Origin of the sequence: Myxococcus eversor, assembly GCF_010894455.1 — a bacterium.
In the GTDB taxonomy this organism is placed as follows: Bacteria; Myxococcota; Myxococcia; order Myxococcales; family Myxococcaceae; genus Myxococcus; species Myxococcus eversor.
This window is the reverse complement of sequence record NZ_JAAIXY010000008.1, coordinates 159,578-182,056: the sequence shown is the minus strand read 5'-3', so window position 1 is coordinate 182,056 and position 22,479 is coordinate 159,578. Positions and strand designations below refer to the sequence as shown.

General features: G+C 70.4%; 17 protein-coding genes. 7 read left to right on the top strand and 10 right to left on the bottom strand.

Annotated elements, in window-relative coordinates; genetic code table 11:
• Positions 1–85: 85 nt before the first annotated feature.
• Positions 86–631, bottom strand: a complete 546-nt coding sequence (locus G4D83_RS18095) for a hypothetical protein (RefSeq protein WP_163866017.1) — start codon at positions 629–631, stop codon at positions 86–88.
• A gap of 360 nt (positions 632–991) precedes the next feature.
• Here G4D83_RS18095 and G4D83_RS18090 point away from each other — a divergent pair, with 360 nt between their 5' ends.
• Positions 992–1,870, top strand: a complete 879-nt coding sequence (locus tag G4D83_RS18090; protein WP_163866016.1) for a tetratricopeptide repeat protein — start codon at positions 992–994, stop codon at positions 1,868–1,870.
• A gap of 205 nt (positions 1,871–2,075) precedes the next feature.
• On the opposite strand, the gene G4D83_RS18085 is transcribed toward G4D83_RS18090, so the two are convergent.
• From G4D83_RS18085 to G4D83_RS18070, 4 genes are all read right to left on the bottom strand, one after another.
• Positions 2,076–2,852 carry an SDR family NAD(P)-dependent oxidoreductase gene (locus G4D83_RS18085; protein WP_163866015.1) on the bottom strand — a complete coding sequence of 259 codons (777 nt, stop codon included), beginning with the start codon at positions 2,850–2,852 and terminating at the stop codon, positions 2,076–2,078.
• Complete coding sequence (locus G4D83_RS18080; protein ID WP_163866014.1) at positions 2,852–3,523, bottom strand: SDR family oxidoreductase; 672 nt, start codon at positions 3,521–3,523, stop codon at positions 2,852–2,854. The genes G4D83_RS18085 and G4D83_RS18080 overlap by 1 nt, the downstream gene beginning before the upstream one ends.
• Positions 3,524–3,895: 372 nt before the next feature.
• Positions 3,896–4,642: an SIMPL domain-containing protein gene (locus G4D83_RS18075; protein ID WP_163866013.1), complete on the bottom strand. Its 747-nt coding sequence runs from the start codon at positions 4,640–4,642 to the stop codon at positions 3,896–3,898.
• A 145-nt stretch (positions 4,643–4,787) separates the two neighbouring features.
• Positions 4,788–5,426, bottom strand: a complete 639-nt coding sequence (locus G4D83_RS18070) for a hemerythrin domain-containing protein (protein ID WP_163866012.1) — start codon at positions 5,424–5,426, stop codon at positions 4,788–4,790.
• Positions 5,427–5,862: 436 nt separating this feature from the next.
• Between G4D83_RS18070 and G4D83_RS18065 the strand changes: the two genes are divergently transcribed.
• Positions 5,863–6,846 carry a PDR/VanB family oxidoreductase gene (locus tag G4D83_RS18065; RefSeq protein WP_240356394.1) on the top strand — a complete coding sequence of 328 codons (984 nt, stop codon included), beginning with the start codon at positions 5,863–5,865 and terminating at the stop codon, positions 6,844–6,846.
• Here the strand turns inward: G4D83_RS18065 and G4D83_RS18060 are convergent.
• Complete coding sequence (locus G4D83_RS18060; protein WP_240356393.1) at positions 6,797–10,894, bottom strand: two-component regulator propeller domain-containing protein; 4,098 nt, start codon at positions 10,892–10,894, stop codon at positions 6,797–6,799. The two genes, G4D83_RS18065 and G4D83_RS18060, sit on opposite strands and share 50 nt — an antisense overlap.
• Positions 10,895–11,451: 557 nt before the next feature.
• On the opposite strand from G4D83_RS18060, the gene G4D83_RS18055 reads away from it, so the two are divergent.
• Positions 11,452–12,126: a hypothetical protein gene (locus G4D83_RS18055; RefSeq protein WP_163866010.1), complete on the top strand. Its 675-nt coding sequence runs from the start codon at positions 11,452–11,454 to the stop codon at positions 12,124–12,126.
• A gap of 18 nt (positions 12,127–12,144) precedes the next feature.
• On the opposite strand, the gene G4D83_RS18050 is transcribed toward G4D83_RS18055, so the two are convergent.
• Positions 12,145–14,646, bottom strand: a complete 2,502-nt coding sequence (locus G4D83_RS18050) for a serine/threonine protein kinase (protein WP_163866009.1) — start codon at positions 14,644–14,646, stop codon at positions 12,145–12,147.
• Between the two features lie 474 nt (positions 14,647–15,120).
• On the opposite strand from G4D83_RS18050, the gene G4D83_RS18045 reads away from it, so the two are divergent.
• Entirely contained in the window at positions 15,121–16,857 is a 1,737-nt protein-coding gene (locus tag G4D83_RS18045; RefSeq protein WP_163866008.1) for a S8 family serine peptidase, read from the top strand.
• Positions 16,858–17,023: 166 nt separating this feature from the next.
• Positions 17,024–17,719 carry a hypothetical protein gene (locus G4D83_RS18040; RefSeq protein ID WP_176436873.1) on the top strand — a complete coding sequence of 232 codons (696 nt, stop codon included), beginning with the start codon at positions 17,024–17,026 and terminating at the stop codon, positions 17,717–17,719.
• Positions 17,720–17,809: 90 nt separating this feature from the next.
• Here the strand turns inward: G4D83_RS18040 and G4D83_RS18035 are convergent, their stop codons facing one another.
• The gene (locus tag G4D83_RS18035) at positions 17,810–18,268 is read right to left on the bottom strand and encodes a DUF2267 domain-containing protein (protein ID WP_163866007.1); all 459 of its coding nucleotides are present in this window, start codon (positions 18,266–18,268) and stop codon (positions 17,810–17,812) included.
• Positions 18,269–18,681: 413 nt separating this feature from the next.
• Here G4D83_RS18035 and G4D83_RS18030 point away from each other — a divergent pair, with 413 nt between their 5' ends.
• Together G4D83_RS18030 and G4D83_RS18025 are read left to right on the top strand one after the other, a co-directional pair.
• Positions 18,682–19,095 carry a hypothetical protein gene (locus G4D83_RS18030; protein ID WP_163866006.1) on the top strand — a complete coding sequence of 138 codons (414 nt, stop codon included), beginning with the start codon at positions 18,682–18,684 and terminating at the stop codon, positions 19,093–19,095.
• Positions 19,096–19,282: 187 nt separating this feature from the next.
• The gene (locus tag G4D83_RS18025; protein WP_163866235.1) at positions 19,283–20,440 is read left to right on the top strand and encodes a cytochrome-c peroxidase; all 1,158 of its coding nucleotides are present in this window, start codon (positions 19,283–19,285) and stop codon (positions 20,438–20,440) included.
• A 55-nt stretch (positions 20,441–20,495) separates the two neighbouring features.
• Here the strand turns inward: G4D83_RS18025 and G4D83_RS18020 are convergent, their stop codons facing one another.
• Positions 20,496–21,902 carry a M24 family metallopeptidase gene (locus G4D83_RS18020; protein WP_163866005.1) on the bottom strand — a complete coding sequence of 469 codons (1,407 nt, stop codon included), beginning with the start codon at positions 21,900–21,902 and terminating at the stop codon, positions 20,496–20,498.
• Positions 21,903–22,075: 173 nt separating this feature from the next.
• Positions 22,076–22,435: a hypothetical protein gene (locus tag G4D83_RS18015; RefSeq protein WP_163866004.1), complete on the bottom strand. Its 360-nt coding sequence runs from the start codon at positions 22,433–22,435 to the stop codon at positions 22,076–22,078.
• Between the last annotated feature and the right edge of the window lie 44 nt (positions 22,436–22,479).

Sequence of the window (22,479 nt, the reverse complement as noted above, 5' to 3'; positions counted from 1 at the left end):
CACGGCGGGCTGATGACCACGAGCGGCTCGCGCGGTTCACGCGCGTCGCCGCACACGGTGCGGGGACTCATGAAGGGAGAGAGGCTCACTGACGCGCCGAGGGTTTCTCGCGCTCACGCTCATGGAGCTCGCGCTCCGTCGGAAGCTTCGGGGCTTGCGGAACCACGACGTCGACCTGTCGCGCCACCCAACCTCCGGGGCCGTCGTCGTACGTCACTTCGACGGGGTCTCCCTCGCGCATCGAGGCAAGGCCCACCACCGGATTCCCGTTCAACCGCAGCAGCGTGTCCGGCGTCACCTCGACATCCCGCTCCTGTCCGCCCGTGTCGCGGATGAGCAGCTCGTTGTCGCCCACCCACTCCACGCGTCCCGACAGGGTCCCCGTGGGCTCGGGTCGTCCCGAGCCACCCTGTCCCGTGCCGCCCGGGTCGTCTGGACCTTTCAGCGCCTCGGGGTCCGGTGCGCGCTCTCGCGAGGCGACGAGGTCTCGCAACAAGGACGAGCGCACCTCACGGTCGTCCGCCGACGGATTCTGCGTCGTCACCTTGTCCTCTTGCCGCTCGCAGCCGCTCCCCAGCACGCCCGCCGCGAGCGCCAGTACCAACCGCCGTCCTTGGCGTGTGCGGTCCATCGTCCCCCCATGCTTCCGCATGCGCGTCAGTGCCCGTGGGCCTGGGCTCGACACGCCCCGCCCTCTCACTCCTCGTCAACATGCGAACGCTCCAGGCAGCCGAGAACCCGGGGAGCCCGAGCCCCAGCCCCGAAGCACGATGGGCAGGCAGCCTGGCGCCGCGCCACTCGTCCGGCGGGGCCCGGATTCCTGAGCGGGCAACGAAGCCTCTCAATCACCCCGGGCCGAACCCCCTCCCCCTGGGAAATCCAAGACAGGCCTCATCGGCATGGGCCGCGAGTCACCGACACCGCGAGCTGATGGCATTCGAGGCAGCGGTCAGGCTACGAGGACGCCGCGACCTTCTCCTTGTGAGCCCCCGTGAATCCGCTTCCCCTTCCCAAAGAGCGCCATCTGCGGCCGTTTCCCTTCTTCTCGGCGCAAAAGGGCGGCCTGTGGCTGTTGCTCGTTGTCATCTTCGTCGTTTCCTACAACGCCGCGTCCCGCTCCAGTTCGCTGCGTGAATACCTGACGCCGCCGGTGGTCACCGCGTTCATGGTGGCGGTATTCCTCATGCTGTTCGGCTTCTTCTTCTGGCGCATCCGAAGGTGGAGCGGGGCCTACAACCAAGGGGTCTCCTACTTCAGCGCGGGCGACGAACAAGAAGCCGCACATCGCTTTGAAGAGGCGGCACGCCGCAGCACCCAGGGTGCCCAGCGTGCGCTGTCCGTCGCCATGGTCGGGCAGTGCCTGTTGTCATTGGGACAGGCCTCGCGAGCGCTCGAGTTGTTTGGCTCGGTGGAACGTTCCGGCAAGCTGCGTGGGGCCGTGCCGGCGATGCACCAGTGGGTGCCCAACCTGATTGCCATGGCCTACCTCCTCCAAGGAGAGCTGGCCCCGGCGCGTGAGTGGCTGGAGGAAGGGCGCAGGCGCGCTCGTGGCCTGCCTCCCACCTACGCGGTGCTGCCGGATATCATCCTGCTCTGCCGCGAGGGGCAGTACTCCGCCGCGCAGGCGGCGCTCGTGTCCCGCATCGCCGAGGCGGATGCGCTGGTGGGACGCGATGCCCGCCGGCTCAAGCTCGTCAGGGCCTTCACGCTGGACGCAGTGGACCCGACCATGCATGCGGCGGACATCGAGGCTTCGCTGACAGCGGCACGGCGCAGTCGCCCGGATGACTTCGAGGCACTGTCGGCTCGGTGGCCGGAGCTGCGCGCCTTCATGGAGCGCAGGGGCCTGAAGACGCCTGTCGCCGCGTAGGTGGCGAACCGAAACCGACTGCGACTTTCTCGGACGCTGTCCGCCGCGCCCGAGACAGACATGACAAACAAGGGATGGCTTCGGACACACCCTTGGATGACCCACGATGGGTCATGAACGCCCTGATGGGCGGAGGACTGCGGCGGGTTCTTCGCTTCAGGCATCCTGAAGCGAAGCCGAGGCATCCAGCCGTTCCTGGACTGAGTCAGAACGCGGGCAGGTCCGACGCCAGGTGCGCCGACAGGCCGCCGTCCATCACCAGGGCACTGCCGTTCACGTAGCCGCTGAAGGGCCCGACCAGGAAGGACACCATGCCCGCCACCTCCTCCGGCGTCCCGAAGCGCTTCACGGGGATTCGCTCCAGCAGTCGCGCGCGGACGGCCGGGTCCGCCTTCGCCAACATCTCCGTGTCGATGTACCCCGGGCAGAGCGCGTTGCAGGTGATGCCGTAGGCGCCCCACTCGGCGGCGATGGACTTCGAGTACCCCACCACCGCGTGCTTGGTCGCCGCGTACGTGGATGACTGCGCGCCACCGAAGAGCCCCATGATGGACGCGATGTTCACGATGCGCCCGTAACCCCGCGCCTTCATGCGCGGCAGCGCCCAGTGACACAGGTTGCGCACGCCCGTCACATTCACCCCGAACAACTGGTCCCACTCGGCGGTGCTCACCTCGTCCACGCGGTGGAACGGCCCACCCACTCCCGCGTTGTTCACCAGCACCCGAGGCACGCCCAGCTTCGCCTCCAGTCGCTCCATCGCGGCGCCCACCGCGCTCTCGTCCGCGATGTCACAGGCCAGCGGCCAGACCCGCCCACCGGCCCGCGTCAGTTGCTCCTCGAGCCGCCCCAGCGCCGCCACGTCTCGCGCCAGCAGCGCCACCTCGAACCCCTGCCTCGCCAGCTCCGTGGCGATGGCCGCGCCAATTCCACGACTGGCCCCGGTGACAATCGCGACAGGGGCCTTCGACTGCGTCTCCATCAGAGGACACCTCGGGGAGGAACGAGGCGCACCTCGTCCACCCGCACGTTCAACGGCTTGGTGGAAATCTCCCAGATGCACTGCGCCACGTCGTCCACGGAGAGCATGTCCTCGGGACTGAACTCCGGCCGGGACTTCCAGAAGGACGTGTAGACCGCGCCCAGCGACACGAGCGTGGCGCGGATGCCCAGCGCCTTGCCCTCTTCGTTCAGCACCCCTGTCAGCCCGCGCACGCCGTGCTTGGACGCCGCGTAGGCGCCGTTCATCGGCAACGTCAGGTGGTCGCTCACGGACCCGATGTGGATGAGCCGGCCTCCGCCTCGGGGCTTCATCCGCCGGAACGCCTCCCGCGCGCAGAGGAACGTCCCCGTCAGGTTCACCTCGAGGCTGCGCCGCCAGTCCTCCAGGGACAGGTTCTCGAGCGACGTGAAGACGCCGACACCCGAGCAGTTGACGAGGACGGAGATGGGGCCGAGCGCCGCCTCCGCCTTGTCGAACATCGCCACCACGGAGTCCTCACGGGTGACGTCCACGTGCACCGCGTCCGCGGTCTCCGTCGCCACGTCGTTCGCGGCGCACAGGACGCGCAGGCCCTCGGCTCGCAGCTTCCGCGTGACGGCCTGGCCGATATCGCCCGTACCTCCGACGACGATGACGTTCCTGCCACTCACGTGCCGTGTCCTCCCAGGACTCACCCGCGCGAGACGCGCGGGGCGGGGGAGTATGTCGGACCGACGGCGGAAAGGGGGCACTCGTATCGCTCCCCTGCTGCTCACTGCTCGACGGTGGCGGCGAGGGCACACGCTGGGAGCGGCCCAGGAGGCGGGCTGTTCGCTCCCAGGGAAGCTCCAGCCCCGCTCACGCGGCGTTGCCGCGCTGGCTCAGCCGGGGGCCGCTCCTTCATCCAGCTCCAGAACCCACCGAGCGCGTCCTCCACCCAGGTGATATCGAGACAATGGCACGACCCGTCGCAATGCCTCTCCAGTCCACCTGCCCACACCGCGAGGGCCCGCCAGAGCAGGCCCTCGCGAGAGACATCTGACTCAGCGCAGCGGTTCGATGACGTAGATGAGCGTCACCTTGGCCTGCACGGTCTGCTCCTCTGGCTGGATGGGCGTGGCCACGCGGGCATCCGCGGCCTCCGCCATCGCGAAGCGCGCCGGGTACATCTGCGGCGACTCCGTCACCGTGCTCGCATCCACCACCGCGCCCAGCTTCACGTTCAGCGCCGCCGCCAGGACTTCGGCCGACTTGCGCGCGCGCGCCACCGCCTGGCGCAGCGCCTCACCCTGGACCGCGTCCTGCTTCGCCAGCCCGAAGCGCACCTGGTCCACCCGGTTCGCCCCCGCCGCCAGCGCCTGGTCCAGCAGGCTGCCCACGCGCGACAGCTCCGTGAGGTGCACGCCCACCAGATTGCTCACCCGGTAACCCTTGAGCTTCGGCTCCGTCTCGTTCGGCGCCGGAGGCCCGTAGTCCGGGTACACCGAGTAGTTGCGCGTCTGGATGTCCTTGCGCGCGATTCCCGCCGACGTCAGCGCCGCAATCACCTTCTCCATCTTCTTCGCGTTCTGCTCGCCCGCCGTCTTCGCGTTCGGCGCCAGCGTCTCGACAGCCAGGTCGATGAAGGCCTCATCCGGCTGCGCCTTCACCTCACCCGTGCCCTCCACGCGCAGGGTCCGCACCGCGGGGTCCAACGGCGGGCGCGGCGCGGCGGGCTGCGCGGAGGCACCCAGTGCGGTGAACAGCATGGCGGTGAGCAACAGGGAACGAACGGACTTTGCGTGAAGCATTGCGCCTCCTCGGGCGGGATTCCGGTACGGCGGGTGTCGTGATGCCGCGGCCATGCTCCTCAGGACGAACCCCCACCGCCGACATTCATGTCCCCTCGGCACGAGAGGGCGGAGGTCCGCCCCGCCCTCTCCAAGGGAGCCGACGTCACGGACTCGCGGAGTCCCCTGCCTCGTACTCGGGGGCCGGTGGCTGCTTCGCGCCCCGCCCGGTGACTTCCCGCACCTTCGTCGTCGCCCTGCGCCTCGCGGCCCTCAGCGCGTCACGGCCGATGTCCATCACCGCCGACACCGCGCCCGCCACCAGGTTGCCCGGCGGCGTGTCCGGAGCCAGCGGGTGCGGCCGGGTGGGCGCCGCCTGCTTGGCGCTCTCCAACAAGGCCCCCAGCTCCCTCAGCTCCTGCGGCTTGAAGGCCTTCTTCACCGCCGGGAAGAGCGTGGTCTCCTCCTCGAGCACGTGCGCTCGCACATTCTCCATCAACACGTACACCTTGGCGTCGAAGCGCTCGGCTTCCGCGGGCAGCTCGTCCAGCTCCGACAGCACCCACTTCACCACGTGGTGCTCCTCCAGCGAGCGCAGCACCTCCTCCTTCATCGGCTCCGAGCGCGTGCGCACCGCCGGATAGAACACCTGCTCCTCGATGGCGGCGTGCACCGACAGCTCCAGCACCATCTGCTCCACCAACTTGCGCTTCAGCTTGTGGGCATTGGCGCCCGCCTTCTCGAACCTGCGGAAGAGCTGCTCCACCGTCTTGTGGTCCGTCTTCAGCAACGCGATGGCATCCATGCTTGATTGCCTCCCTGGGGTTCTGGGGGCCGCGCATCCCCTCCATGGAGCGCAAGGCTCCTGGCGCGACATGTCCTGGATGGTGGGGATGACCACGCCACGATGCCGAAGCGACGTGGGGAAGGCCCGCTCCCCCGCGACCCCGGCAGGCGGCCAGGAGGTCCGCGCCCTGGAGAACGAGACGGGTCACGACAGGTCCCCCGCGGGGACCTGTGGGAAGTTTCTAGCCCTCTGACAGGAGAACATGTCGCCCGGAGCAGGAAGCGGCGCTCCCTGGGTGACACCGACGCGACCCTCGAGGTCCGACCACCGTCGGGGAAGCAACGCACCGACCGCCCCCTGGTTCAATCCCACGCGGAACCACCCCTGACCAATCTCGTCTCGTCGTGATGGGTGATGGGTTCATCGCGGTCGCGGGATGGGGAGAGGGGACGCAGTGAACACCTTGATGAATGATGCTCAGCGCGTGCGCGTGGCCCGGATTTCAAGCGAGGCCGAGGACGTCCTGTCGTACGAGCTGGTCGCGGAGGAAGGCGGAGCGCTGCCCCCGTTCGAACCCGGCGCCCACCTGGACGTGCGCGTCCCCGGCAAGGACTCCGTGCTGCGCTCGTACTCGCTCTGCAACGACGCGGAGGAGACGCACCGCTACGTCATCGCCGTGCAGAAGGACGCGCGAGGTCGCGGCGGCTCACGTGCCATGCACGAGCGCGTGCGGGAAGGCGACGTGCTGGTGGTGAGCCCCCCGCGCAATGACTTCCCCCTGCTGTTCGCGCGCAGCTACGTGCTGGTGGCGGGCGGCATCGGCATCACCCCGCTGCTGGCCATGGCGCGCCAGCTCCAGCGGACCGGCGCGAACTACGTCCTGTACTACTGCGTCCGCACCCCCGAGCGCGCCGCGTTCCGCGAGCTCTTGTCCGCATCTCCGTTCGCGGACCGGGTGCGCTTCCACTTCGACGGTGGAGACCCGGACAAGGGGCTGGATGTGTCGGGGCTGCTCGCCACGCGCGGGCCGGGCACGCGGCTGTACTGCTGCGGCCCCGCGGGCCTGATGAAGGCCGTGCGCGAGGCGTCCACGAAGCACCGCTGGCCCTGGGAGAAGGTCCACTTCGAGTCCTTCGGCGCCGAGGGCAATGGCGCGGCCCTGGGCAAGGAGGACTCCGACTTCGAGGTGACCATCCGCAGCACGGGGCAGGTGCTCAGCGTGCCCAAGGGGCAGTCGGTGCTCAACGTGCTGCGTCGCAATGGCGTGCGCGTGGACAGCGACTGCGAGGCCGGCTCCTGCGGCACCTGCGTCACCCGCGTCTGCGAGGGACAGCCCGAGCACCGCGACACCTTCTTCCAGCAGGAGCCCGCCGGAGACGAGCGCATGCTCATCTGCGTGTCGCGCGCTCGCTCCAAGCGGTTGGTGCTGGACTTGTAACCAGGCGCGCTCGGGCCACCTCGGCCCGGACGACCCCTCTCAGGGCCTCCGGGTCGAAGGGCTTCTCCACGCGCGGGTTCTCCACCCGCTCCAGGAAATTGCGCGCCGTCGGCGTGAAGGCCCCGCCGGTGATGAAGACCATCCGCTCCGCCACGTCGGGCGCGGTGCGCACGAGGGCCTCGTAGAGGTCCATCCCCGTCATCTCCGGCATCATCAAGTCGCACAGCACCACGTCGTAGCGCAGGGGCTCGGGCCCATTCAGCCGCTCCAGGGCCTGCCGCGCGCTCACCACCACGTCCACGTCGTTCTCTCGCGCCAGCGTGCGACGGATGGCCCCGCTCACCAGGGCATCGTCGTCCACCACCAGCACCCGCCCCCGCACCGGAGGCGGCGGGCTCTCCACTCGCGGGGCATCCGTCACCACCGCGCTCGTCCCCGGCGGCACGCCCGCGTCACCCACCGGCTCGGACCTCCGGGCCACGGACTCCAACGCGGAGCTGTCCACGCGGGGGGCGCGCGCCTCGGGGCCCGGTGTCTCGGAGGAGGATGGTGGACCCGGAGCTCGCGCGGTGCTCGCGGCCGTAAGAAGAGGAAGGGCGGCGCCGGAGGGCTGCGCGCCAATGGAGGCGGCCGGACGCTCCGTCACCAACCTGCCTTCGGGCGGCGGCTCCCACCGGGTCGGCGCGCTGATGGGCGACGCGGGCCGCTCCGCCGCGGGCCTCACGTGCACCGTCGGGTAGCCCAGCGGAGAGGTGTCCCGCTCCGACATGGGCCGAGAGTCAGAGATGGTCGGAAAGCCCGAGGGCGAGGAGTCCCGCTCCGTCACGTGCCTCAGGCCCGGGGAGGAATCGGTCAGCGCGTCTCGCGCCCTCGCTCGTGCCTCCGCTGTCACCGCCGCGTCCCTCGCGCGGCGCAGCGCCACCCGGAACACGGAGCCCTTGCCCAGCTCGCTCTCCACGGAGATGGTGCCGCCCATCGCCGTCACGTACGCGTGGCACAACGACAACCCCAGCCCCGTGCCCACGCCCACCGGCTTCGTCGTGTAGAACGGGTCGAAGATGCGCCCGAGCGACTCCGGCGAAATCCCGCTCCCCGTGTCGCGCACCTCCGCCATCACCCACCCGTCCGGCCCGCCGCGCGTCACCAGACGCACCTCGTTCTCCTCCGCCCGCCCCTCCGGCAACGCCTGCGCCGCGTTGATGAGCAGGTTGAGGAACACCTGCGCCAGCCGCGCCTCGTTGCCCTCCACCCACGTCACGTCGCCGTAGTCGCGCACCACCTTCGCGCGCGGACGCAGCTCGCCCATGGCGATTTTCACCGCCGAGTCGAGCACCGCGCCCAGCTCCACCGGCCCCTGCTTCTCGTCGTCCGGCCGGGAGAAGGTCTTCAAGTCGCGGACGATGCGGCGCACCCGGTTGGCGCCATGCAACGCCTCGCGCAGCGCCTGCCCCACCTCGCGCAGTCGCGTCCCCGCGTTCCTCGCCTCTCCCAGCTCCTTCGCGAGCGCGTCCGACTCCTCGCTCGCGTGCTCCAGGTTCGACACGATGTACGCCAGCGGGTTGTTGATTTCGTGGCCCACGCCCGCGGCGAGCTGCCCCACCGCCGCCATCCTCCCCGCCTGGACGAGCTGCGCCTGCGTCTGCCGCAGCGTGCGCACGTTCGACTCCAGCTCCTCGTTCGCCCGCGCCAGCTCCCGCGTTCGCTCCTGCACGCGCGCCTCCAGCCACCGCTCGCGCGCCTTCAACTGCCCCACCCGCAGCAGGTACACGCTGACGCCCAGCATCCCCAGCCCCAGCACGAACAACACCCAGAAGTCCGTGCGCTGCCACAGGCTCGGCTCCAGCAGCACGTCCAGCGACACCGGCTCCGTCCAGCCGCCGTCCCGGCCCTCCGCCTGCACCTCGAAGCGATAGCGACCGGGCCGCAGCCCCGTGTACATCGCCCGGCGAATCTCCGCGCGCACCCAGCCGTCGTCGTGCCCCACCAGCCGGTAGCGGAACGGCAGCCGCACCGCGTCCCCCGGCGTGAAGGCCGTGAAGCGGATGTCCAGTCGCGAGCCATCCGGCCGCAACTCCACCGGGCCCGCCACCGGCACCAGCTGGCCCTGCACCCTCACTTCCTCGATGCGCACCTCGGGCGGCTGGCGGCTCGCGCGCACCCGCACCGGGTCCACGACGATGGCGCCCTGGATGGTGGTGAACCACAGCCGCCCGTCCCTGCCCCGCCACCCCGACGGCTGCGTGTTCCCGTTGCACTCCGCGGTGCGCATGCCGTCAGTCTGGTCGAACCCCATCACCGCCAGCCGCGAGCGGCGCCCGTCCGCCACCTCCTCCAATTCGCGCAGCGACACCCGGGACACGCCCTTGTTGCTGCTCATCCACAGGTGGCCGTCCCCGTCCGGGACGATGCTGAACACCGCGTCGTCGTAGAGCCCGTGCTGCGACACCGAGTAGCGCGTCCACTCGCCCTCCTTCCACCGCCCCAGCCCCGTCTCCGTGCCCACCCACACCGTGCCGTCCGCGTCCGCCAGCAGCGCCAGCACCACCTCGCCGGGCAGCCCGTCCTTCAACGTGAAGCGCTGGGGGCCCTTGCCCTCCTCGATGCGCCACAGCCCGCCCTCGGAGCCCAGCCACACCGCGCCCGTCGCGTCCTCGGCCATGACGATGATGGGCTCGGCCGACAGCCCCTGCTTCGTGCCGAACACCGTGACGTCGTCACCGCGAACGCGCGCCAGCCCCTGCCGCGTGCCGAACCACTGCGTCCCGCGCGAGTCCACCAGGATGGACGTCACCACGTGGTCCGGCAGCCCCTGCACCCGCGACGACTTCGCGAAGCGCTGCCCGTCGTAGCGGAACGCGCCCGCCTTGGAGCCCACCCACAGCGTGCCGTCCGGCGCCTCGTGCAGCGCGGTGATGACCGGGTCCGTGCCTCCCTCGAAGTCCTCCATGCGGTGGATGCGCCCGTCGCGCAGGTAGAACAACCCGCCGCCCACCGTGCCCAGCCACACCGTGCCGCGCTTGTCCTCCAGCACCGTGCTGACCGTCTCGTTGTTCAGCCCCTCGGGGATGCCGTACGTGGCGAACGGGCCGTCGCGCAGGCGGAACAGCCCCGAATAGGTGCCCACCCACAGCGCCCCGTCGCGGTCCTCGAGCAGCGACAGGACCTCCGCGTCCGCGAGCCCCGCGCCGTGCAGCGGTGAGCTGAAGCCGTCGACCTCCCGCCGCACCAGCCCTCCGCGCCGCGAACCCACCCAGAGGTTGCCCTGGCTGTCCGCCAGGAGCGCGGTGACGGTGGCCGGCAGCCCGTCCGCCGTCGTGAAGCGCCTGGCCACCACGCCATTCCACGAGACGAGCCCCGTCTCCGTCCCCATCCACAGCGTGCCGGCGACGTCCTGGAAGAGCGCGGTGACCTCCGGGCGCTCATCGGGGCCCGGGACGGGGAAGGGAGTGCGCCGCACCTGCCCGCCCTCCAGCAACGCCAGGCCCGCCTTGGTGCCCACCCACAGCCGGTTGTCACCGCCCGCCCGCGCCAGCGCGGTGATGAAGGAGCCCGGCAGACCGTCGGCCTCCGTGTACTGACGCGCCACGCCTTCGCCCAGCGGCACCTGCCAGAGTCCCCCGGTGGTGCCCACCCAGAGCGAGCCTTCGCCGACGAGCAGCTCCTCGACGCGCACGCCCTCCAGCGGCGCGGAGGCACCGGGGGCGCGCTCGAAGCGGCCGTCCGCGTAGGACACCAGCCCCTGGTCCGTGCCCACCCACAGCACGCCGGAGGCATCCTCCACGAGCGCCTTGATGGTGTGGTTGCGCAGCTCCGGCGTGTTGCGCTTGTCGAAGACGACGAAGCGCGCGCCGTCGAAGCGCACCAGGCCCTCCCACGTGCCGAGCCACACGTAGCCGTCTCGCGTCTGCGCGAGCGCCAGCAGGCTGTTCTGCGGAAGCCCGTCGTCGCTGCGCCACGAGTCCTGGCTGTACTGGGACACCCAGCGCTGCGGGTCCAAGGCGAGGCCCGGCCGCGCCAGGACGAACCCGGCCAGCAGGATGAGCCCCATGAGCCCACGCCAGAAAACGCGGGCCCGATGCCTCGGGATGGACATGACGTCCCCCAGTGTCCGGCAGAAACGCCCGCGAGGCCAAACCTCCGGCATTCACCCACAGTGGAACGTTGGCCGTTAACGGCCTCGGCGACAGCGGCGGGGGACGACCTGCCCCCCCACGACTCCCAAACTCCCCCCCGCCGCTGTCGCCTCGTACGCCACCACCGCCGGCACCCAAGAGCCGTGCTCCCGGGGAACCGGGGCCATGGCCCTGGCGCTCCTCGCTTCAAGACCCCGGTGGTGGGTGGGGTCTCGCCGCATCGCGCTGAAACCAAGATGGGAGCCACCCGTGGCTCGCGCCACTGCGGGAAACAGACAGCAGTCACGTCCCGCGGTCGCCCCAGGGCAGCCCCTGGGCGCCTGTCCTCCCGCCCGGCGCCGAGCCATGAAACACGCCGAGCCCGCCTGCTGTCGCGGTGGCTTTCCGGACGAAGTCCAGGCGGTGGACGAAGGTGCATGCCACCCCGGGGGCTGGGAGCGTCTATGCTCCGCGCGCCGAAGAGCGAGGGTGGATGAGCGACGGGGCGTTGTTCTCGACGGACACGGTGAGCACCGAGGCGCGGTACCAGTGGCGGTTGTGGGCCGCGGACGTGCTGGATGTGGCGACGGCGGCCCTGGTGGGCTGGGCCGCGCTGCGGGCGATGGAGCACGAGCGGACGCCGGGGGCGATGGTGCTGGCCATGGTCCTCGCCTGGCTCGCAGGGTCCGTGGTGGGTGGGATTTGGGGACGGACGCTGTGGCGACAGCTCACGGGCGTGTGGCTGGTGCACAACGGAAACGCGCCGGGTGCGCAGCGGGGGCTCGTCCGGGGCTTCACCACGCCGGTGGACCTGCTGGTGGCGCCCGTGCTGCAACGCCGGCCCTTCGACACGATGCTCGGGCTCTATGCGGAGCCGGTGACGGCGGGCGTGGGGAACCGGCTGAAGGGCCTGGCCTCGCAGTTGCCCTGGCTGGCGGTGCTCGTGGGAGCGGTGTGGCTGCTCGTCACGCCCACGCGCGCGGAGACGCTCAAGTACCTGGGGCGGACGTTGACGGGCTGGCACTGCTGCCACGGCACGCGGGACATGACGTGGGAGTGCCGCTCGTCCCTGAACCGCGCGGTGCGCGAGGCGAGCTCAGGCCATGAGGACGTGCGCGCCGTCGTGGCGGACTGTCCGGTGGCCTCGGAGCGACTCGCGAAGCCGTGAGCCGGAGCGCCGGGGGCGTCACTGCGGCTGGGTGATGAACTCGCCCTCTTCGCAGAACACGCCCACCTTGCCCTTCTCGACGAAGCGCTCGGCGTGCTTCGAGAAACTCTTCACGGTCCGCTCCTTGCCGGGAAGCAGGATGCCCAGCCTGCCCCGCTGGCGGCCGTCCTTCACCACGGTGCAGTTGGTCCAGGTGAAGTCGTCGGTGTTGCGGACCGACACATCGTCTCCTCCGAACGGTCCGACGGCGCCCGCCATCCTCACGACGCCCTTGAGGACCTTGGGCGGAGCAATCATCGGCGGAGCGGCGGCGGACGCTGGCCCGGCTGGGTCGGGTTCCGCATCGGGGTATGCCTCTAACTCGTTGCCCTGGCTGCTCTGGTTGCCGGAGTCCGGCATCGCGACGAAGTACAAGGCCTTGGTGCTCTTGAGGTCCTTGGGGGCAATGACCTGCCTGACCTTCGCATCGAACTTCAACCAGACCTTCGGCCCACTCCTGCTGCCCACGATGGCGTAGCCGAGCAACTCTCGCCGCCCGTCGCTCCTGGGGAGACCCACGACCCGGAGCTTGTCGTCCGCCAGCAACTTCTTGATGTGGGGGCCCGAGACGAAGGGGCCCGTCCCGTCGCTCTTCAAGGGCAGCGCCTCTGAAACCGAAACATAGGTGACGCCCTTCTCGGGCGCGGGCTTGGGCGCCACGACGACGGCCACGGGCTCGGGCTCCGGAGCGGGCTTGGGGGGCGGCTTCGTCGCGGGCGGCTTGGGCTTCACCGTCTCCCGGATGGCCACCTTCTCCGGCTCCGGCTTGGGCGCCGGCTTGTCGGGGGGCGGAGGTACGGGCCGCGTCTCCGCGGTGGTCGGCGGAGTGGGCTTCTTGTCTGGCGGAGCGGGCTTCGTGTCCGGGTTGGGAGGCGGCGGGCTCGTGGTGACGGCAGGCGGAGGCGTGGGGGCCTCGGAGCCGCCCGGACCCTTGACGAAGTGGGCCGTCGTCACCGCCGTGCCCACCATCAGCAGCAACACCGTGAGCGCGATGACGAGCATCGTCGCCGTCTTCTTCCGGGAGGAAGCGGGCCGGGTGGCCACATCGCTCGAGGACTGGGAGACGGACGCCGTCGACACCGGGGCCACCTGCGCCACCGGCCCCGAGGAGGACGCTTGCGGCGCCTGGACCACCGACTCCTGCACCACGACCTTGGCGGGTGACGGGTTCACGGGCCCCGAAGACGCGGCGCTCGCGGAGGCCGCGGCCACCAGGGCCCCGCCCGCGACGGCACCAGCCCCGGTGCCGGGACGCAGGGTGGTGGCGTCATTGCCCATCGCGTCGTCGGCGGAGGGAACATCCCGCCGGGCCATGCCGGCCACGCGCCGCTCGTGCGAAGGAGCAGCAGCGGGAGTCTCCGTCGGCGCGCGCATCATCGTCGGCTCGAAGCCCGACGGCGCGGTGTCCTCCGGAGCGGCCTGCGGCCCCGTACCGAACGCGCCCGTGCCCGTGCCACCCGCAAGCATGGGCATCGGCGTGGGCGTGCGGTGGTGGCTTCCGGACGACGTCACCTTGGAGATGAGCTGTCGCTGCGCGGCGAAGGCCTCCGGGCACAGGGCGCGCACGAAGTGGCCCACTTCCTCGGCGCCCACGGACGCGCCGGAGCGCACCAGCTCTCCATTGAGCGCCCGCGCCAGCTCGTCCGCGCGCGAGTAGCGTTCATCCGGCTTGATGGTCAGCGCGCGGCGCACGACGGCGTCCAGCGTCGCATCCAAATCTCCACGCAGCCCCGTCAGCGGCGGAATGTTGGGCTGCGACATGGCCGCCATCATCTCGCCCACCGTCCCGTGGGGGATGAGCGAGCGGCCGGCCAGCATCTCCCACAGCACCACCGCGCACGAGTAGATGTCGCTGCGGTGGTCCAGCGCCTCCGCGCGCACCTGCTCCGGCGACATGTAGCCCAGCTTCCCCATCACCGTGGCGGGCAGGGTGTACTTGCTGCGCGCCGCGGACTTGGCCAGGCCGAAGTCGATGACCTTGACCTCGCCCTCGTACGACACCATGACGTTATGGGGCGACACGTCGCGGTGGACGATGCCCAGCGGCGCGCCATCTGGCCCCACCTTGCGGTGCGCGTAGCCCAGGCCCTCCGCCATGCGCTGACCCAGGAACAGCGCCACCGGCACCGGCACCTGCGCGCCCTGCAGCCGCGCCTGCTCCAGCAGGTACGCCAGGTCCACGCCGGCCACGTACTCCAGCGCCATGTAGTACGTCCCGTCCGCCTCCCCCATGTCGTACACCTGGGCGATGGACGAGTGGACCAGGTGCACCAGCACCTTGGCCTCGTGGTGGAAGCGGTCCAGGAACTGCCGGTCCTTCAGCAGCGTGGGGAGGATGGTCTTGACGATGCACGGCTTCTCGAAGCCGGCCGCGCCGCTGATCTTCGCCAGGAACACCTCGCCCATGCCGCCCTGGCCCAGGGGGTGGACGAGCTCATAGCGCCCGAGGAAACGGGAGGACTCTGTAGGTGCGGTGCTCATGGCTTCTCCTGGCAGCGAAGCACCCGGACACACACGGAATCAAGCTGCCGAGCACCCTTCTCGCGTCTGTCCGACACCGTACGCCCCCGGAACATCCCTTCAACGGCCCCAGCCAGCATGTCAGACCGGTGGGGCACAACGGTGAGTGAAATCGCCGCGCGCCGCGGTACGCGCGAGCCCGGGCTTCGTTGAGCGCCTCGGCGCGGCGGTCCCGGCCCCGTCTCCGTCGAAGTGGGCGGGAAGAGCGGGTTTCGGGACAACAGCCCCCAGCTCGGCCTCGGGACGACGGCCAGTTTGAGACAGGCGGGCCACACAGGATGTGAACCCGCGCACCTCCCGCCGCCGCGCGCCCGGCACGGCCGTTGCCGCTCGGAAGGGGGATGCACTTCCTGGGGACAGATGGGGTCGTCCGGCTGGAAGCCCTTCGGCCTGGCACCGCGAAGTCGCCCGGGTGGTGACGGAAGGAAGTGGCTCATGAAGCGCTGGGGAGTCATGGGGCTGTTGACCCTGTCGGCCTGCATGCCGGACGAGTCCTCCGAGCGGGATGCCCAGCAGAACGTCTGCCCGGGCATCACCGCGGGCATGCTTCCAGGACAGCCGCAGGGGAAGGTCGCGAACCGGACGACGACGGACGGTGACGGACGCGAGCCGGTCATCATCCGCTACCGGACCCAGGGCGAGGGGACCGCGGGCAAGGTGCGCCAGTGGGGCGGGCTGGTGACGGCGACGTTCAAGAACGTGCCGGCGGTGGCCGCGCGCGTGACGCCCGAGGAGAAGCGCGAGCTGGCGTTGGATCCGCTGGTGGAGAGCATCGAGCCGGATGGGGAGCTGCACTCGCTGGGGCCCTCCCTGCCGTCGGCGCTGGCGCTGGCGGGAGTCCTCGCGGGCACGAGCGCCACCTCGGAGTACACCCCCGAGCTGCGCCGGGTGCAGGCGCCCGAGGTCTGGGACCGGGACTCGGATGGCGTGTTGGACCCGGGGGCCGTGACGGGCGCGGGCGTGAAGGTGTGCGTCATCGACAGCGGCATGGACCTGGACCACCCGGAGCTGCGGGACGCGGTGGTGGCGGCCCGGGACTTCCTGGAGGGGGACGACACGCCCAGCGACAGCCTCGAGGGCCGGTGGGGCTCCGGCCATGGCACGCACGTGGCGGGCATCATCGCCGCGCGGCCGGGCCTGGGCGGCCAGGGCGGGCCGGTGCTGGACGAGCGCGGGCTGATGGGTGTGGCGCCCGGAGCGCAGCTCGTCATCGCCCGGGTGCTGGATTTGGAAGGCCGCACCCACATGAGCCTGGTGATGAAGGCGCTGGAGTACTGCCTGGGCGAAGGCGCGAAGGTGGCCTCGCTGTCGCTGGGAGGCGGCCTGGGCACGCTCACCACGCAGGACTCGTTCAAGGCGGCGCTGGACGGCGGGATGCTGGTGGTGGCGGCGGCCGGCAACGAGGCGCAGGGCCTGGTGTCCTATCCGGCGTCGGACCCGTCCGTGCTCGCGGTGGGCGCGCTGGACAACCAGGACAAGCGCGCGGTGTTCTCCTCCTATGGAGAGGGCCTGGCGCTGATGGCCCCGGGCGTGGACGTGCTGTCCACCTTCCCGCAGGGGCGGGGCTCGCTGTCCGCGCTGGAGGTGGGAGGCAACCGGCCCACGTCGCGCTCGCTGCTGTATGCGCCCACCGGAGACACCGGCGGCTCGCTGGTGGACTGCGGTGACGGCAAGGGGCTGGACTCGTGCGGCGAGAACAGCACCTGCCGCGGCTTCGTCGCCTACGTGCACCCGAGCCCCTACGTGCGGCCCGACAAGGCCATCGTCAACGTGATGATGCAGGGCGCGCGCGCGGTCATCTTCGCCAGCGAGCTGATGGAGGGTGGCGCGGAAATCCTCTCGGTGCCGCAGCGCGGACACTGGGTGCCCGCCGTCACCATCACCCAGGCGGCCAGCACGCTGATGGAGCGGCAGATGGGCGCCACCGCGAAGCTCAGCCTGCATCCGGCGGACTACGCGTACATGTCCGGCACCTCCATGGCCACGCCGTATGTCAGCGGCGTCGCCGCGCTCCTGTTCAGCGCGCGTCCCAACGCCACGCCCGCCGAGGTGAAGGCGGCGCTCCTGAGCAGCGCGAAGGACCTGGGCGCCGGCGGCTTCGACGAGCAGTACGGCCACGGGCTGGTGCAGGCCCGGCGGGCGATGGAGGCGCTCATCGGCCCCCTGCCCTGAGCCTTCCGCGCGCCTGCCCCACCCTCCGGGGTGGGAAGGACGACGAGACGACGTGTCCACCGCCCCGCCGAGGAGAGGACGGGCGGAGGGCGCGGCCCCCGGGAACATTGCCGGGAGGGGCCGCGGACTCCACGTTGCCTTCCGGACGCTCGGAAAGGAGTCCGACATGAAGGCATTCGTGCGTATCGCGGGATGTGTGGCGGCGCTGTGGGGATGCGCCGTGGGAGCCCAGGAGGACTACCGGCCCAGCGCGGAGCGGGCCCCCAGCAACCTGGAGCCAGTCCAGGTCGAGGAGTCCACGAAGAAGAAGTCCACGAAGAAGCACGCCAATACCGGCCTGTACGCGCAGCTTGGCGGCGGCGCGGAGGGCTACACCGGACAGCTGGCGCCCCGGCTCGACGCGGGCTTCACGTACGGCGCCGCCATCGGCTACCGGCCCATGGAGTTCCTGGCGGTGGAGCTGGGCTACAACGGCAGCCTCAACAACGTGGACGTCGACGGGAACGGCCGGGCGGGCGGCCTGGGCGATGGCCCGGACGTGGCTCGCAACGGCGGCCAGGCGCTCGTCATCGGCAACTTCACCGACACGCGGCTCCAGCCCTACGCGGTGACGGGCCTGGGCATCGACGACTACAACATCCGCCACGACGAGGTGGGCCGCCAGTTCGGCTTCCGCGACGACACCAGCGGCTATGTGCCGGCGGGCCTGGGCCTGCGCTACCAGATTGGCAAGCTCATCACCGCCGACGCGCGCGTCAGCTACAACTTCCTCTTCGACCAGGACTTCGCGCCCACCTCCGCGACGCCCAACGCCCTGGACGGCCGCTACATGGGGATGCTCCAGCTGGGCGGCACCTACTAGCAGCCGGCACGACGTGAAGAGGCGTCCGGACCACCGCATCGGGTCCGGACGCCTCATGCGTCCCATGGACGAACACCCCTTGCCAAAGACTCAAGAAGGCCGGTCGATGCCCAGGCGCGACGCGGACCACGTGCCCTGGAGCCAGCGGGGCAGCTGGCTCTCGATTTTGTCCGCCTCCTGCTCCGTCACCTGCGTGCGCAGCGCCGCGAAGACGCCGTGCAGCACCAGGCGCACGTTCTCCGGCTCGGCGTTCAGGTGGTTGGATATCCGGAGATAGAAGTCGTCACGGTCCACCTTCCCGCGCGTGCCGTCCGGATGGCGGGGGCACGCATCCACGAGCCCTCTCAAATCCTCGGGAAGCTGCTCGCGCAACTGCCGCATCAGCCCGTCGGACAAGAGCTCCGCCAACCCACAGAACACCGCCTCCGCCGCCTGCTCCGCCACGAAGTCCGGGAGCTGCGCGGATACCGCGTCCATGAAGGACTTCCGGTCCGTGCCCACCCCCAGCCCCGACCACGACTGCGTCGCTTCCTGTTTCTGAATCGACATGCGCGTCTCCTCTCGCGCCCTTCACCGTGGGGGCGCGGCGAGTGTCCGGCAGCAGCCAACAGTCCTGCTTCCCGGCCGCACGCTCCGCGACAGGACTTGCATCCCCCGCATTCCCAAACATGGGATTCCCGTTCGCTCATGGGACGTCCAATCAACCCGGCGCAGCGCGGTATGTCTGCCTTTGATTCGACCGATGAACTGGACTCATGGCGCCCCACTCCGAGTCATGGACATCGGAGACAAGGCGTCCGGAACCACACGGAACTCCAGGGGATTTGCAGAAAACCCGTCACATTCCGTGTGAGGGGAATGGGTGGAATGAAATCTCGTCGCAATTGTAGTGAGCGCGCGACGTAGGTCGCCTGTGCGGCAAACGAGCCGCCTTCTCTTTCCCCCAAGAAGTGAGGATTTTCATGTATCGCATCGCCGTTGCCGCCCTGATGCTTGCCGCCACTGGTTGCGCCACCACGGGAGGCGCTGGTGGAAGCCAGGGCAACGCCACCGTCGCCGGCGTCATCAAGCTGCCGGAGAGCGGGCTCGCGCAGGCGGGCAACCCGTGTGACCAGCTGCGCGTCGTGGTCGCTCACGCCGCGAAGCCCTCGGACGCGCTGGGCAAGGCCATGGTGAAGTCGAGCCGTGGCAACCGCTGCTCGTTCACCATCTCCGGCGTGCCGAGCAACACCGACCTTCAAATCAGCGCGGCGCCCGAGTCCGGGCTGAAGTGCGACAACGGGTCCGCGCCCACCATCACCCCGGAGCCGTCCACCATCAAGATGGTGAACTACGGCACCGGCACGAAGGACTTCACGGTGAGCTGCGGCGCCTGAAGTCGTCGTCACGTCCCCCCTTCGCTCATGTCGGGAGCGGAGGGGCCGGGCGACCCCGGGACGTCCAGGAATTCCGGATTGATTCGCGCGCGGAGGGGCGCGAAGCTCTCGGCAGACCGCCCGCGGGGCGGCACGAGGTACCGGAGTGAACCGGGCCGCGAGGGATGCGAAGGACGACCCGGTGAAGATTCCAAGCAACTGGCGCACCGCCGCGCTGGCCCTCTGCCTGAGCGGGCTGGGCCTGGCGTGTGAGTCGGAAGAGCCCTTCCCCACGCTCGACGAGCTGGACCAGCTTCGCAGCCTGCACTCGCTGTCGAGCCACCCGCGCCTGGACGCCACCAACAAGGTGGACGGCATGCAGGTGGCCCAGGAGCTGGGGCATGACTTGTTCAAGGACACGGGCCTGTCCCGCTGCGGCACCGTGTCCTGCGACAGCTGCCACTCCGGAGACGGCCGCACGGTGGAGACGGCGACGGCCGAGGGCTGTGGCGGACAGCGGACGGAGCGCAACCCGCCCACGGTGCTGAACGTGCGGCACAACCGCTGGTTCATGTGGGACGGGCGGGCGGACTCGCTCTGGGCTCAAGCGATTCTGCCGCTGACGAATCCGGTGGAGATGGACTCGGACGCGGAAGTCGTGCGGGCGCGGCTGGTGGCGGAGGAGTCCTACCGGACGCGCTACCAGGCGCTCTTCGGCGTGGAGCCCTCGGGCGTGGCCGCGCCGGTGCTGATGGCCAACGTGGGCAAGGTGATGGCGGCGTACGAGCGGGTGCTGATGCAGGTGGACGCGCCCTTCGACACGGACGTGAAGCGCTTCATCGCCGCGGCGGAGGCAGGCACGGCGGAGAGCGACCCGGCGTTCCTGGGGCTGAAGACCTTCGTGCGCAAGGGCCAGTGCGTCGTCTGCCACAAGGGGCCCTCGCTGACGGACGAGCTGTTCCACAACGTGGGCCTGGAGGACCGTGGGCCGGGCGCGGGGGGACAGTGGGCGGTGCTCCCCCAACTGCTGGACTGGGAGTTCAACACGGCGAGCAGGTACAGCGACGACCCGAACGGCACGGACGCGATGCGGCTGCGCACGCTGCGCACGCAGGCGAAGCAGGAGGAGCTGGACGGGGCGTTCCGCACGCCGTCGTTGCGCAACGTGGCGCTGACGGCGCCGTACATGCACACGGGCGCGCAGGCCACGCTGGAGGAGGTCGTCGACTTCTACAACGACGGCGGCAACCCGGAGGGAAGCTTCACCGGCAAGCGCACCGTCACCATCGTCCCGCTGGAGCTGACGGACGCGGAGAAGCGCGCGCTGGTGGAGCTCTTGAAGTCGCTGACGGGCACGCCGCGCTGAGGCGCTGGCACCGGGCTCCCGCGTCCTTCTAGAGGGCGGGAACCCGCGAGCCGCTTCAGCGCACCAGGTGGAACTCCGTCTGGCGCTTCCAGGCCCAGTGCACGCGGCCTTCCGCGTCGATGGTGATGTCCTCTTCCTGGGCGGAGCGCACGCGCTGGTTGTTCCACTCGGGCACGGGGCTCGTCGCCTGGAGTTCAATCGAGTACCACATGTTCGCCATGACCTTGTGGTCGCCGTTGCCGGGCACGCCCTCCTGCCGGTCCCACAGGCCCACCATGGCGCCCGCGCCGTGGCCGTGCAGGCCAATGGGGTGTGAGTAGATGGTGCCGTCGATGCTCTCGGACGCCATGCGCTGACGGGAGCTCTTGAGGACCTCGTTGCCGGTGCGACCGGGGCGCAGCTCCTCGAAGACGATGTCCTGCAGGCGGTTGGACGTCTTGAGCGCGGCCTTCAGGCCGGCGGGCACGTCCGTCTCGCCCTCGCGCAGCACGTAGCCCATGTGCTGGGTGTCGGTGTTGAGCCGCAGGGCGGTGACGCCGTAGTCGCAATGGAGCACATCGCCGCGCTGGATGACGGGGTCCTCGCCGAGCTGCTCCTCGGTGACGCCCTGACGCTGGACGTCCACGGACGGCTGGAACCAGGTGTCGAGGCCCAGGTCCGCCAGGCGCTGGCGCATCCACCATTCCACGTCGGAGATGCGGGTGACGCCGGGGGTGATGACCTGGTGGGAGAAGGCCGTCTCGATGATGTTCCAGGCGAGCTTCGTCTCGTCCTCGTAGAAGCGCACCTCGTCGGGGATGCGCCACGCGAGCAGGTCCACGGGCAGGCCTTCCGCGGGCTTGAAGCGCCTCACCCAGTCGGGGCCGAGCGCCTGGGCCATGCCCTCGTACTCGCCATGGGAGAGGCCGTCGGCGAAGGCGAACGTGCGGGAGACGTCGAGCGCGATGCTCTTGGGCTGGCGCTCCTCCAGCACCTGCTTGAGCACCAGCCACTGGTCCGGCCCCCACAGCTCCGCCTGGCGCAGGCCCTCTCCGCCGTGGGTCACCTGCTGCTGGGCGCGACGCGGAACATAGACACCGCCCTGCGGTCCACCGCCGAGGGCCAGGCGCTCCACGCCCTTCTCCGGGCCCAGGTCATGGAACACGTAGATGGTGCGGCGGCGCGCGGCGAACGTGGTGGGCGACACGAGCGCCTTGAAGACGGGGTCCTCATTGTACTCGCGCATGGGGACGACCCACATCTCGATGCCGTACGTGCGCATGAGCTGGGGGAGCGCCGTGTCCATGCGCTCGCGCAGCCAGGTCTGCTGACGCTCGGCCTGCTCACGCAGGGTGCCGAAGGGACGCTCTGGCGCGGAGGCCTTCGCTGTCGCCGCGGCGGTGGCGTCCGGAGACTGCGAGGAGACGGAAGCACATGCGGTGCTCAGCATGAGCGGTGCGAGGAGACGGAGGCGGGTTCGCATGGGCGCGCAGTCTGGCATGCGCGGACGGGGGCGTCTTGGGCTCGGTGACGTGCGCGAGGGCGGGGGCTTCGCGGCTTGCGAGGCTTTCCGCGCGGGTGGTGCTCAGACAGTCACAGGAGGTTTCGCGCGGGGGATGGGCTGGCGCGATGCGGCACGGGCCTCACGCACGAAAGTCAGGGTGCGCCGGCGCAGGCCTGCTGCTCGGGCCCACAGGCCGCGTCGATGCGCGCCGTGTCCAGGGGCTGGCACTGGTTGGACTGTGACGCGTGCATCACCTCCATCCGGATGCGCATGCACCGCACGCAGCCGGCCTTCGCGCCCGAGCCCGAATCCAGCACCGGCTCCACCCGCATGTAGCTCGCGTAGACCTCGTCGTTGCAGACCTCCTGGGCGCGCGTGTCGCCCAGGCACGCCACCGAGTGGGCACACTGCCCGGTGGCGGCGCGACCGGCCCACTCGGCGAAGGAAGGCTCCGAGACGTCATCGCCACAACCGAGCCACGCCAGGGACATCGCGAACAGGAGCCAACGCATGACCGCATCTGAGCGGGAATCGGCGGCACTGTCACCCGCAATAC